The organism is Ruminococcus sp. RTP21484sp1_RTP21277st1_D2_RTP21277_210401, from assembly GCF_040924225.1.
Classification (GTDB): Bacteria; Bacillota; Clostridia; order Lachnospirales; family Lachnospiraceae; genus Blautia_A; species Blautia_A faecis.
On the sequence record NZ_JBCOMJ010000031.1, the window covers coordinates 1 to 12682 of the forward strand.

The window sequence follows — 12682 nt, forward strand, 5'->3', positions numbered from 1 at the left end:
TGCTATATTGACGCAGGATGATTTCTTCATATGCAAGGCGGAGGAAGGAGGCGTAGCGGTGGCTACGGCGACCGACGTAGGCGCAGCAGATGAAAAATCAGACAAGTCAATATGGCAGTTACTTAATATTCGATGTACTAGCTGTAAATTTGCTTAGCTCTGAACAAAAATTATAATGGAAGAAACCTATTTGTCAAGTATGCCTATCCTAATTTGAACAAGAACTTTTTTCAGCCAACCGCAAAATCTTTTTAGAATTTTTTTCAAAAAAACTATTGACATCTGGTTTTTTTTGAGTATACTACAGAACATAAAGCAAAGGCGCTTTGGAATACAGAAATGTATCCAAGGCGCCTTTTTCTTTTATCAAAAATAAGGATGAAGAAAGACATGAAAAGTGAAAGGAGCGTATCCGTTATGACACAGAATATTCCCGAAATCTATGGAAGTCTTGTTTTCAACGACAGGATTATGCGCAGTAAATTACCTAAGGACATGTACAAAGCACTGAAAAAGACCATCGAAAATGGTACTCATCTGGAGCTTGATGTTGCGAACTCCGTTGCAGTAGCCATGAAAGAATGGGCAATCGAAAATGGTGCTACTCATTATACACACTGGTTCCAGCCTATGACAAATGTAACAGCTGAGAAACACGACAGCTTCATTTCCCCAACAGGCGATGGACAGGTAATCATGGATTTCTCCGGAAAAGAACTTGTAAAGGGTGAACCGGATGCTTCCAGTTTTCCATCCGGCGGTCTTCGTGCTACTTTTGAAGCACGAGGATACACAGCATGGGATCCAACATCACCAGCCTTCATTAAAGACGGAACTCTTTACATTCCCACAGCATTCTGTTCCTACAGTGGTGAGGCACTTGACAAAAAGACTCCTCTCCTTCGCTCTATGGATACCTTAAATAAAGCAGCCGTAAACATGCTTCACGTTCTTGGAAACAAGGGAATTAAACATATTTCCACAACAGTAGGACCTGAGCAGGAATACTTCCTGGTTCCAAAGGAACTTTATAAAGAAAGAAAAGACCTTGTATTCTGCGGACGTACCTTACTTGGTGCTCCTGCTCCTAAGGGACAGGAAATGGAAGATCACTACTTTGGAACTCTGAAGCCAAAGGTTGCAGCTTACATGCATGATCTTGATGTAGAACTCTGGAAGCTTGGCATTCCTGCAAAAACAAAACATAACGAGGTTGCTCCTGCACAGCATGAGCTGGCTCCTGTATTTGATACCACAAATGTAGCCGTTGACCACAACCAGCTGACAATGGAAATCATGAAAAAGGTTGCTGACAAACATGATCTGGTTTGCCTGCTTCACGAAAAACCATTTGAGGGAATCAATGGAAGTGGTAAGCACAACAACTGGTCCATGATTACAGATGATGGCGTAAATCTTCTGGATCCTGGAAAAACACCATCCGAAAACATTCAGTTCCTGGTATTCTTAATGGCAGTTATTAAAGCAGTTGATGAATATGCTGATCTTCTTCGTATCTCCGTTGCAAGTGCCGGAAACGATCACAGACTTGGTGCCAACGAGGCTCCGCCAGCAGTTGTATCTATTTTCCTTGGTGATGAGCTTACCGAAGTTCTGAAATCTATCGAAAATGATACTTACTTTACTTCTCACGGCGCTGTACAGATGGATATCGGAGCAACTGTTCTGCCACACTTTGTAAAAGACAATACTGACAGAAACCGTACTTCACCATTTGCATTTACCGGAAACAAATTCGAGTTCCGTATGCTTGGTTCTGCTGCTTCTGTTGCAAACCCGAATATTGTATTGAATACAGCTGTTGCGGAAGCTCTTGACCAGTTTGCAAAAGAGCTTGATGGTGTAGCTCCGGAAGATATGGAACATGCAGTTCATGAACTGATTAAGAGAGCTATTAAGAAACACAAACGTGTGATCTTCAATGGCAACGGTTATACAGACGAGTGGATTGAAGAGGCTAAAAAACGTGGTCTTTACAACCTGAAATCTACCCCGGATGCTCTCCCAATGTGGATTGCCCAGAAGAATATCGACCTGTTTACAAAACACAGCATTTTTACCAGCGAAGAGCTGCACTCCCGTTATGAAATCTGGCTTGAAAACTATTCCAAGACCATCAACATCGAATCTAACACAATGGTTGAAATGGTTCAGAAAGACCTTCTTCCATCTGTTATGTCTTATATTGAAGAAATTGCAAGCACAGCAAGCCTGAAAGCATCTGTTGTTCCTGGAATCACCTGTGAGAGTGAAACTGCTCTTATCACTAAGCTTTCTGAACTTCAGGATGCTATGACAAAAGGTCTTGAGAAGCTGAAATCTGATACAGCAAAAGCAAGAGCAACTGAAGATGTTCTGGAAAATGCAAAACTGTATCAGGCCGAAGTACTTGAGGACATGGAAGAACTGAGAAAATCTGCTGATGCAGCTGAAACTCTCATTCCGGATGATCTGCTTCCATATCCTACATATGGAAAACTTCTCTTCTATATCTGATCAGATTTACAGAGGAGAATTCTAAATGACAGAAACTGTTCCTGTTTTTGGAATTTGTTTCTCACACAGGTAAATACAGGGGATATCTATTATGAAACTCTACTTCATAATTCATTATCGATTTCCTCATCCATTAATCACACGATACGGATATCCCCTGTTTTACATATTTATTTTACAACTGAATATTTCTGCAGACGCAGACAATATACCATGATCGTAAAGGCGCGAAAGGAAAAACAAGTTTGTTTTCTCTTTCGCGCTTTTTGATATTTAAAAACGTGTTTTTCGAAATATTTCGAAAAGTGCGAAAAGAGGGAGGAAATTATTATGGATTATTCAGCAGTAAACACGATCTGGGTACTTGTTGGTGCCGCGCTGGTCTTCTTTATGCAGGCCGGATTTGCTATGGTGGAGACAGGTTTCACCAGAGCAAAAAATGCAGGTAACATTATTATGAAAAACCTGATGGATTTCTGTATCGGTACTCCGGCTTTCTGGCTGGTTGGCTTTGGAATCATGTTCGGTGCAGGAAACGGCTTCTTCGGAAGAATCGGCGGTATCGCTTCAGAAGCAAATTATGGCAGTGCAATGCTTCCTGACGGAGTTCCGTTCTGGGCATTCTTGATTTTCCAGACAGTCTTCTGTGCTACTTCCGCTACAATTGTTTCCGGTGCTATGGCTGAGAGAACCAAATTCTCATCCTACTGTGTATACAGTCTTATGATCAGCCTTGTAGTATATCCGATTTCCGGTCACTGGATCTGGGGCGGCGGCTTCATCAGCCAGATGGGCTTCCATGATTTCGCAGGTTCCTGTGCAGTACATATGGTAGGTGGTGTGGCCGCCTTTATCGGTGCCATCATTCTTGGACCACGTATCGGAAAATATTCCAAAAGCGGAAAATCAAAAGCAATTCCAGGTCATAACCTGACAGTCGGTGCACTTGGTGTATTTATCCTCTGGTTCTGTTGGTTTGGTTTCAACGGTGCTTCCACTGTATCCATGGAAGGTGATGCAATTGTAAGTGCAGGAAAAATCTTCGTTACCACAAACCTTGCAGCTGCAGTTGCAACTGTAACTGTTATGATGATCACATGGATCCGTTATAAAAAACCAGATGTGTCCATGTCCCTAAACGGATCTCTTGCAGGTCTTGTTGCAATTACTGCAGGATGTGATACCGTATCTCCTGCATCCGCTGCTATTATCGGTATTGCAGCTGGTTTTGTCGTAGTATTTGGTATTGAATTTATTGATAAAGTATTAAAAGTGGATGACCCGGTTGGTGCTGTTGGTGTTCATGGTTTAAACGGTGCATTTGGTACTCTCGCAGTTGGTCTTTTCTCCGATGGAGCTGGTACAGGCTGGAAAGGTCTTCTTGTTGGCGGCGGTTTCCACGGATTTGGTGTACAGCTTGCCGGAATGCTTATCACAATTGCATGGGTTGCAGTTACAATGACAATTATTTTCCAGATTATCAAACATACTATGGGACTTCGAGTATCTGCTGAAGAGGAGATCCAGGGTCTTGATATAAAAGAACATGGTCTTGCAAGTGCTTATGACGGATTTGCTATTCGCGATGCTGTTGCTTCTGTTCCTGTTCCTATGGGAACTTCCAGAGAATTTACCGTTACTCCCAGACCTTCTGCTCCAGCTGAATTCATTCCGGAAATCCCAGCAGACGGCGTTCATAAGCTTACAAAGGTTGTTATCATTACCCGTCAGAACAAGCTGGAAGAGTTTATGCAGGCTATGAATGAAATCGGTGTAACCGGAATCACCATTACAAATGTTCTTGGCTGTGGTGTCCAGAAAGGGGCTCCGGCTTACTATCGTGGCGTTGAAATGGATATGAATCTGCTTCCGAAAGTCAAGATTGAAATTGTTGTCAGCCTTGTTCCTGTTCAGAAGGTTATCGAAACCGCCAAGAAAGTTCTTCATACCGGTCAGATCGGTGATGGAAAAGTTTTCGTATACGACATCGAAAACGTTGTCAAGATCAGAACCGGCGAGGAAGGTTACCTGGCATTGCAGGATACTCACGAAGAGTAATAAATTATTTTGACAGCTTACTATATTTTTGTTTCCCTTATTTAAAAACAGCTCCTGGAATTTTTCCGGGGGCTGTTTTTCTTATACGTTTCCGGCACATATGTCCGTCACTGCTGCTTCTTATACAAATATTTTGTTATCCATTATATTTCTGCAAAAGTTTTTCCAGTTCTTCTGAAATTTTTTTCGCATCCTCATACTTGCCTGCCTGAAGTGCAAAAGCTATTCGATTCTCCAGTTCTTTTTTCTTCTGCTCATATTCCAGGTAATCCTTATCAAAGTGATCGGCGTAAATCATCTTTCGGAATTTTCGCATACTTACCCTGCGAAGACCCTTGTCCTCTGTGAGAAGCACATAATCCATGCAGTTGGCTACGGTATAAAAATCATGGGAAACCATTAGCACTGTTCCATTGTATTTCTCTATTGCCTGCTCCAATGCCAGCTGGGAATATGTGTCCAGATGACTGGTTGGCTCATCCAGAAGCAGCAGACCTGCACCTGTTCTGGATATCTTCGCAAGCTGGAGAAGATTCTTTTCTCCACCGGACAGATCACACACCGGACTGTAGATCAGTTCTTCCTCAAAACCATAGGTTTTCAGGTAAGCTGTCACCTGATCATCGGTATCAAAGCCTGCATCCTCAAAATTCTTAAGGACAGTGGCCTTCTCATCAAATACCTCCCCATGCATCTGGGAAAGGTATGCCATCTTAACATTTTCGCCAAGACGGATTGCCGGGTTTTCTCCTTTGATAATATCACGAAGAAGGGTCGTCTTTCCAGTACCGTTTGGTCCCACAATTGCAACCTTATCCCCTGCATGAAGAGTAAAGGTAACATGTTCCATAATCTCCCGGTCAAAGGTCACATTATAGTCTTCTACACTTAACACTATCTTCTCAGCTGCATTTTCCGCATTCGTATCTCCCTGCCCGGACCTTCTTTCACTTTCCAAAGATTCTTCCGGATTTTCACCAGAAAATTCCGCATCCAATACCTCATCTGCATGAAATACAATCTCCGGCTGCTTAATATCCACAAATGGAGACTTTGTTTTTCTCGCTTCCAGACGTTCCAAAAGGGAAACTCTCGCATGCAGACTTCTACCCCTTGTAGCACTGTCAATGGCAGTAGCACTGTTTCGAAGACGCTCCACAATCTTGCGGTTACGCTCGATTTCCTCCATATCCGCCGCAGCCAGCTCCTGCTGCTCAATTTTCATCTGCAAAAGTGCAAAATTATAATCCACATAATTGCCATCAAATTCCTGCATCTCCGTATTCTCCAGATGGAGGATCTTGTTGAAGCAATGATTCAGAAGATAGCGGTTGTGGGTGATCACAAGCAATGTTCCCTTATGGGAATTGATCAGATTCCGAAGTGCATTTAAGTGCTGAAAATCCAGGAACACATCTGGCTCATCCATAATAATAAATTTCGGGCTGATCATCATCTCACGGATAGCCTGCACCAGCTTGAACTCTCCACCGCTTAAATTTGTAAGAATCTGGTCTTCATACCCAGCCAGCCCCGCTGTTTTCAGCTGCTTGCGGATATTACTTTCGTAAAAGTCACCGTCAATGGCATTAAATTCATCTAAAGTCTGCTGATATTCCTCCATCAGCTCCTCCAGATGATCTGTAGCTGCCATATCCTCGCAGATCTGGTTGATCTTATTCTGAAGCCTTACAAATTCTTCACTGATATAATCAAATACCGTAATCTCTTTTTCTTCCTCAACGGTGTAAAACTGACTGACATACCCAATCCTTCCAGGTACATCCACGATCAGCTTTCCATCGTATAAATAGTTATCCGGATGAAGTATCATGTTCACCAGTGTACTCTTACCGGTTCCATTGGTTCCGATAAAGGCACAATGCACATCATCCTCCAGGGTAAATGAAATTTTATTATATAACTCTTTATGTGGAAAAGAATAGGATAAATTCTCTGCTTTAATCATAAGTACTCCTCTAATAGCTACCTTTTATTTTAATTTCGGCAGGTTCCACCTGTAATGTGCAGCCAGATACCGCATCAAGATCACTGCTGCGGATCCAAAGATCAGGGAGAACACCACTCCAAACCAGCGGTATGTATACACACAAACAATAGCTCCTACAATGGATGCACATGCATAAATATGCTTTACGAAAATATAAGGCGGCACCTCTGCCATCATATCACGGAGCAAACCACCGCCAACACCGGTGATGGTTCCCACAAATACCAACAGGAACGTGTTGTCTGCAAACCCCTGGCGGATTCCAGTATTTACGCCAACCACAGTAAATATCCCAAGTCCTACAGAGTCCATCACCAGCATTACTTTATCATAAGCAACATTTCCCTTCAGCATCTCCCTTTTAAAATAAAGGAGAAAAAACACCAGCACTGAAGTGAGCACTGCTACAGCCGCATATACTGGCTTCTGAAAAACTCCCGGAGGAGTAATTCCCAGCGTCACATCACGAATCATACCACCGCCAACTGCAGTGATCACCCCAAGAACCGAAACTCCGAAAATATCCATCTTCTGCTCCGATCCCACCAGTGCACCGGACGCCGCAAATGCAATAGTTCCAATCATCTCCAAAATAAATGTGATTGTTTCCTGATAACCCATAAAACAACAACCTCGCCCAATTTTATCCTAGAGCGTGTTTGAAAAAGGCTTTCTGCAAGATGTGCGTCACAATTTGTGGGAGATTTTGTCCGGATGAGGGTGCCGTAGTGGGCTACGGCAACTGAATTCGGGCAAAATCTCCTACAAAGTGGGGCGTGCAGATTGCGGGAATGATTTTTTCAGATACGCTCTATGTAATTCGCAAAAAATTTGCTGCTTGTTCCAATAAATGACACCAAATCAGTATAACATATAATTCTCCGTTTGCCACCTGAAAATACCAAAATTCTTAATAAATTTCAGTGGTGCTAAATTATTTTTTCAAAAAAGCGCAGAAATACAGCCAGAAGATTTCTCCCCTGGCTGTACATGTTATTCTCTTTTAATATTTTTCTTAATCAAATGCTTTTCATACACGCCATCAACCCTTAACACCGCCAAGTGCAACACCTGCGACAATATACTTGGAAAGTACCAGGTATACAACAACCAGAGGGATAATGGTAACAAACAGTCCTACATAAACTACACCATAGTCAGTACGGAACTGGTTGGAGCTCAACAGCTGTACAAACATAGGAAGTGTTTTCTTGGAATCTGTTGTCAGCAAAATGGTAGGTGTAAACAGGTTGTTCCACTGTGCGATAAACTGGAAGATTGCCTGTGTGGCAACTGCCGGTTTCATAATCGGCAGGATAATTTTGTTAAAGGTATTCCACTCTTTTGAACCGTCGATTCTGGCTGCCTCGATCATCTCCAGAGAAAGTGTACTTTCCATATACTGTTTCATAAAGAAAACAACAGTTGGAGCTGCAATGGTAGGAATGATCAGCGGAACGTATGTATCGATCAGCTTCAGATCCAGCATGAAACGGTAGAAACCGATGATGGAAATCTGACTTGGTACCATCATAACTGCCATAATAAATGCCCATGCAAATTTTTTGAATTTGAAATCATATACATGGATACCATAAGCTGTCAGAGATGAAAAGTAAACTGACAGGAAGGTTCCAGGAATCGTAATGGTTGCAGAGTTAATGATCGCTTTCTGCAAAGTAATCTGCATACCGTTCTGCTTGATCATCAGGTTTTTCCAGTTCTCGATCAGGTGTGTGGACGGAATCAGGGAAACACCAGCCTTGATAGACTCAGAATCTCTTGTTGCGTTCATAACCAGAAGAACAAATGGCAAAAGTGCAATGATACAGAATAAAATACAAATAATGGTACGGAAGACTTTCTGATGCAACATATTCTTGCTGTAGCTGTCTGCTGTTGCGGCTTTACTCATGATCTTCCACCTGCCTTTCTACGCTGTTTCTGCTCTTTTTTCATACGTCTGTCTTCGCTGTCGCTCATAGTTGCGAACAGGATCAGACTGACAACCAACGTGATAATAAACAGTACTACGGAAACGGCTGCTGCCTTTCCAACATCGCTGTTGTACAAACGCATAATATACATGGCCATTGTGGTAGTCTTATCATCTGGCAGACCAACAAGTCCGGTCTCCGGAACGTTGAACAGTGCTGGGATATCATACATCTGAAGACCACCGATTGCGGAGGTAACCAGTGTGTACAGCATAATTGGTTTCAAAAGCGGTAAAGTGATGTAGCGGAATTTTTTCCAGCCTGTTGCACCATCAATATCAGCAGCCTCAAAAAGTCCCGGGTCAATGCCAAGAACGCCTGAAATCAGAAGCAGGGTCGTATTACCAAACCACATCCACCACAGAATTGTGGAGATCAGCCCACGACTTCCTGCTACGCTGGACATAAAATCGAAGTTCTTGCTGAGAACGCCCCAGTCCTTCAACGTCTGGGTGATTGGTCCGTACTGGGAAAATAAAGATTTAAACAGTACAGAAACGGAAGCTGCAGTGATAACACTTGGAAGGTAAACAATAACCTTCATCGCACCGGTTCCTTTCACCTTAACCTTCTCATCCGTCAGCCATACAGCCAGAAGAAGGGAAACCAGAATCTGAGGAACAAAGTTGCAGCCCCACATTACAAGGGTATTTTTCAGATAGCTGAGTACATAACCTCTCTCTCCTGCAGCCATACCAAGGATATTTACAAAATTCTGAAGTCCTGCAAACTCCATGAATTCACGTCCGTTACGTTTGTAGTAGGTTAAGGTACTATAATAGAAAGTATTGATCAGTGGCCACAGCTGGAACACCAGATAAGTGATAAAAAACGGTGCAATAAAGAAGTAGCCATACCTTCCATAATCGATCATTTTTTTCTTTTTCTTATTCATAACAGCCTCCTGTCTGAAGTTGCCTGCTTTTCCCAGGCAGAATGCCTGACACTGGCGGGAGTACCTGCCCCTTTGGGCTTCTGCGCCATCCTCCTCTGCCACTGGCAGTCATTCTGCTTTTTTATAGCAAAAGCAGCTGCTCGCTTATATAAGAATGTGCTGCTCCTTCTTTGGGGAAGAAGCAGCACACTCACTACTTACTTATGATTGACTCTGCAAACTCTTAAGCCACATTATTCTGCGCTCAGGTAAGAGAATGTATCATGGATAGATGCAGTCAAATCTGCAAGTGCAGTATCAAGGTCTTTTTCGCCTGTAGCATAAGCCTTGGTCTGAGTATCCATAAGGGAAAGGATCTGCTGGTCTTCTGCTGTTACCATAGAAGCGTCAAGTCCGTCTGCTAATGGAAGGAAGAACTCCATGAAGTTCTGTCCAGCGTCTGGATACAGATAGCCGTTTCCATCTGCGGATGTACCAGCCTCGATGATCTTGCTGACAGCTGCTGTATTGTTTACATAGTCAGAGTTCAGAGCGTTGATTGCAACCATTCCATCTTCATCACATGTGAAGAACTTCATAATCTTAGCTGCAAGCTCGGTATCTGCACAATCTGTTGTAGCTGCAAGTCCTGTGCCGCCCCAATAGCATTTTGTCTGGGTAGGAACAAGGATTGTGTTGCCTTTCCAAGCATCACTTAAGCTCCAGTATACAAACCATGGGCATCCCATATAAGCAAGTGCTGCGTTAGAATCAACGCCATCACCACTCATGTTTGCACTCCAGTCAGCGCTCCACTGATCTGTGTTGAAGGTAAGATCTTCATCATAAAGAGTCTTAGCTGTTTCCATATATGTCTTGATGTTGTCATCAATTGTAATCTTATCGTTCTCATCATAGAAGCCCTGGGTTCTGGAACCGGTCAGGCTACGTTTGATCTCATCATAACCGGAGAACAGTTTGCATTTTCCACCGGAAGCGTCATTCACTTCTTTTGCTGTAGCAACAATGGTATCCAGATCTTTGAATTTCTCAGCTAAAGCTGCCGGATCTGTTGTTCCAAGATATTTCTCAGCCAGATCTGCACGAACTGCATAGCATCCAGGAGTTGCCTGCCAGAACAGAGCTCTTACGTTTCCATCAACATCGGATCCAAGATCCAGATTGTACTGATAGCTGTTTGCATAGTCATCAGCTGTGATTCCAAGATCTGCTACATTCTGTACCCAGTCGCTGTTTACATATTTCTGAACATAGTCAACTTCCAGACCCATCATGTCAGGATATAACTCATTTGAAGGATCATCAAGTACAGGATCCAGTTTGCTCTGATAATAATCAGATCCGCCTGTGTTTACGAATACGATTCTTTCATAATCATCTGGATAAGCCTCTTTGAATGGTCCATCAAGGATCTTCTTGATATCATCGTTCCATCCCCATACTACAAAGGAATCATCTGCGGAAGCGTCACCGGTAACTTCGTTTTCCGGTGTTTCTGCATCTTCTGCCATAACCGGGACTGCACATAATGTCATTCCTGCCAGCATAGAAGCTGTTAATAATACGCTCACCATTTTTTTCTTCATGTTACTTCCTCCTTTAATTATATCTTTTAATTTTTTTAATAACTACTTGAAATTTTTTGATGGATACAAAGTTTTCACGGAAGCACCTTTAAAAAGGGTTCCATCCACTGTGTATTTCTCAATAACTGTTGTCTTCGGGTGCTCAATCAGCTCAATCAGCCTTTCTGCCGCTATCCTTCCGATTGCCGCTGTATCCTGGCAAAGGGTTGTCAGCTTGGGTTCAAGAACCTGGGCGATATTGATTCCATCGTACCCGGCTACTGAAATGTCTTCCGGTATCCGAAGTCCTCTTTCCCGTATCTCGTTTATCCCTCCCATCGCTGCATAATCGTCAGGATAGAGAATACAGGTTGGCGGATCTTTCAAATCCAAAAGTTCACCGGTTCTCTCACCTGCCAGATCAGCATCTCTGTAAAAAGACGGTTTTACATATTCATCCGGTTCTTCAATACCCAGCCTTTGCAGGGTCCGGTAAAAGCTTCCCAGACGATTCTTGGTAACCGATGTGTCATCTCCGTGAATGTAAGCGATCTTGCGGTGTCCCTTCTTATATATATAGGTAACAAGTTCTTCCATTCCCTGGATGTTGTTGGATACTACCGATATCCTTCCATCACAGATATGATCGATGGTCACCACCGGAATGTCTGAAAGGAGAAGCTCCTGAACCTCTTCTGCGGTAAAATCCACACAGGCCATTACTACTCCGTCCACGCCCCGGTATCTGCAGTGCTCCAGGTAGGTCATCCTTTTACCGGAAACATTTCCGCTTGTAAAAGTAATGTCATAGCCTTTCGCTTCTGCGGTGCTTTTGAAGCTTTCCAGTACTCTGTTGAAGTAATCATGTGTGAGACCGCTTCGGGCCTCATCCACAAATAAAACTCCCAGATTAAAGGTTCGCTTCGTCTTCAAAGCTCTTGCCGATGAGTTGGGAAGATATCCCATCTCTGAAGCCGTTCTTAATATGTAGTTTTTTGTTTCTTCTCCGATATCGGAGTAACCATTTAATGCTTTACTGACAGTGGCGACTGAGACATTACATTGTTTTGCGATTTCTTTCATGGAAACCATATGCTTGCCTCATTCTTTCCTGTTTTTCTTTCCTGTCATCTCTAAATCGTTTTCGTAAGCTTATAGTACCCCCTAGTGCACAAAAAATCAAGTGGTTTCTGGCGTTTTTTGTGCGTTTTCACGTCATTCTACCTATTGCACAATTTGGATATTTGTGTTTTTAACAATTTAATCGTGAATAAGAGCTCTTTTCGAAATGTTTTCGCGAAAAGTTTCGTGTTTTAAATCTCTGATTTGTAATATATAATAGATTTAATTATTACTGTAATTTTTATGTTGCTTTTAATCAGTCTTTCTATTATACTAAGAACAAATATATACCATTATTCTTTACTTTTATTTCTTATTGCCTTTACTTATTCGTTTTCGTGTGTTAATTATCTCACAATTCAATCCAATTGATTTTTTCGAAACTACTCATTGCATTTGCAAAACATTATTACTTATATAAGCGCAGATCACTATGCAGCTTCGAAAATTAAAATAATGCACCCTGATGTAAATCACGAATAGCAATCAACCAATTAGAAAGAATTCAGCAAGAATA

At 42.4% G+C, this 12682-nt stretch carries 8 protein-coding genes and 2 pseudogenes; 3 read left to right on the forward strand and 7 right to left on the reverse strand.

Annotated features, from left to right (window positions below):
- Nucleotides 1-417: 417 nt before the first annotated feature.
- Both AB5706_RS17805 and AB5706_RS17810 read left to right on the forward strand, forming a co-directional pair.
- Nucleotides 418-2517, forward strand: coding sequence for a glutamine synthetase III family protein (locus AB5706_RS17805; RefSeq protein WP_148462874.1), 2100 nt, complete (start codon nt 418-420; stop codon nt 2515-2517).
- A gap of 330 nt (nt 2518-2847) precedes the next feature.
- Nucleotides 2848-4575, forward strand: a complete 1728-nt coding sequence (locus tag AB5706_RS17810; protein ID WP_148462808.1) for an ammonium transporter — start codon at nt 2848-2850, stop codon at nt 4573-4575.
- A 136-nt stretch (nt 4576-4711) separates the two neighbouring features.
- On the opposite strand, the gene AB5706_RS17815 is transcribed toward AB5706_RS17810, so the two are convergent.
- From AB5706_RS17815 to AB5706_RS23225, 3 genes and pseudogenes are all read right to left on the reverse strand, one after another.
- Nucleotides 4712-6544, reverse strand: a complete 1833-nt coding sequence (locus AB5706_RS17815) for an ABC-F family ATP-binding cassette domain-containing protein (protein WP_148462809.1) — start codon at nt 6542-6544, stop codon at nt 4712-4714.
- Between the two features lie 24 nt (nt 6545-6568).
- Nucleotides 6569-7207 (reverse strand): trimeric intracellular cation channel family protein, encoded by a 639-nt coding sequence (locus AB5706_RS17820; protein WP_148462810.1) that lies wholly within the window; start codon nt 7205-7207, stop codon nt 6569-6571.
- Nucleotides 7168-7326: pseudogene (locus AB5706_RS23225) on the reverse strand (DUF6783 domain-containing protein); the annotation flags it as partial. The pseudogene AB5706_RS23225 and the gene AB5706_RS17820, both read right to left, overlap by 40 nt.
- Here AB5706_RS23225 and AB5706_RS23230 point away from each other — a divergent pair.
- Nucleotides 7258-7440 (forward strand): annotated as a pseudogene (locus tag AB5706_RS23230) (DUF6783 domain-containing protein); the annotation flags it as partial. The pseudogenes AB5706_RS23225 and AB5706_RS23230 sit on opposite strands and share 69 nt — an antisense overlap.
- Before the next feature lie 188 nt (nt 7441-7628).
- Here the strand turns inward: AB5706_RS23230 and AB5706_RS17830 are convergent.
- The 4 genes from AB5706_RS17830 to AB5706_RS17845 form a co-directional block, all read right to left on the reverse strand.
- The gene (locus AB5706_RS17830; RefSeq protein WP_226814790.1) at nt 7629-8501 is read right to left on the reverse strand and encodes a carbohydrate ABC transporter permease; all 873 of its coding nucleotides are present in this window, start codon (nt 8499-8501) and stop codon (nt 7629-7631) included.
- Nucleotides 8498-9478, reverse strand: a complete 981-nt coding sequence (locus tag AB5706_RS17835; RefSeq protein ID WP_148462811.1) for a carbohydrate ABC transporter permease — start codon at nt 9476-9478, stop codon at nt 8498-8500. The genes AB5706_RS17830 and AB5706_RS17835 overlap by 4 nt, the downstream gene beginning before the upstream one ends.
- Before the next feature lie 233 nt (nt 9479-9711).
- Nucleotides 9712-11064 carry a hypothetical protein gene (locus AB5706_RS17840; RefSeq protein WP_148462812.1) on the reverse strand — a complete coding sequence of 451 codons (1353 nt, stop codon included), beginning with the start codon at nt 11062-11064 and terminating at the stop codon, nt 9712-9714.
- 42 nt (nt 11065-11106) lie between these two features.
- A complete protein-coding gene (locus tag AB5706_RS17845) occupies nt 11107-12135 on the reverse strand; it encodes a LacI family DNA-binding transcriptional regulator (protein WP_118580086.1) in 1029 nt (342 codons plus the stop codon).
- Between the last annotated feature and the right edge of the window lie 547 nt (nt 12136-12682).

What these genes read in the sequence shown, in the direction of transcription:
- AB5706_RS17840 (WP_148462812.1), bottom strand. Translation starts at nt 11,064, where the DNA reads ATGAAGAAAAAAATGGTGAGCGTATTATTAACAGCTTCTATGCTGGCA.
- AB5706_RS17830 (WP_226814790.1), bottom strand. Translation starts at nt 8,501, where the DNA reads ATGAGTAAAGCCGCAACAGCAGACAGCTACAGCAAGAATATGTTGCAT.
- AB5706_RS17815 (WP_148462809.1), bottom strand. Translation starts at nt 6,544, where the DNA reads ATGATTAAAGCAGAGAATTTATCCTATTCTTTTCCACATAAAGAGTTA.
- AB5706_RS17805 (WP_148462874.1), top strand. Translation starts at nt 418, where the DNA reads ATGACACAGAATATTCCCGAAATCTATGGAAGTCTTGTTTTCAACGAC.
- AB5706_RS17835 (WP_148462811.1), bottom strand. Translation starts at nt 9,478, where the DNA reads ATGAATAAGAAAAAGAAAAAAATGATCGATTATGGAAGGTATGGCTAC.
- AB5706_RS17820 (WP_148462810.1), bottom strand. Translation starts at nt 7,207, where the DNA reads ATGGGTTATCAGGAAACAATCACATTTATTTTGGAGATGATTGGAACT.
- AB5706_RS17845 (WP_118580086.1), bottom strand. Translation starts at nt 12,135, where the DNA reads ATGGTTTCCATGAAAGAAATCGCAAAACAATGTAATGTCTCAGTCGCC.
- AB5706_RS17810 (WP_148462808.1), top strand. Translation starts at nt 2,848, where the DNA reads ATGGATTATTCAGCAGTAAACACGATCTGGGTACTTGTTGGTGCCGCG.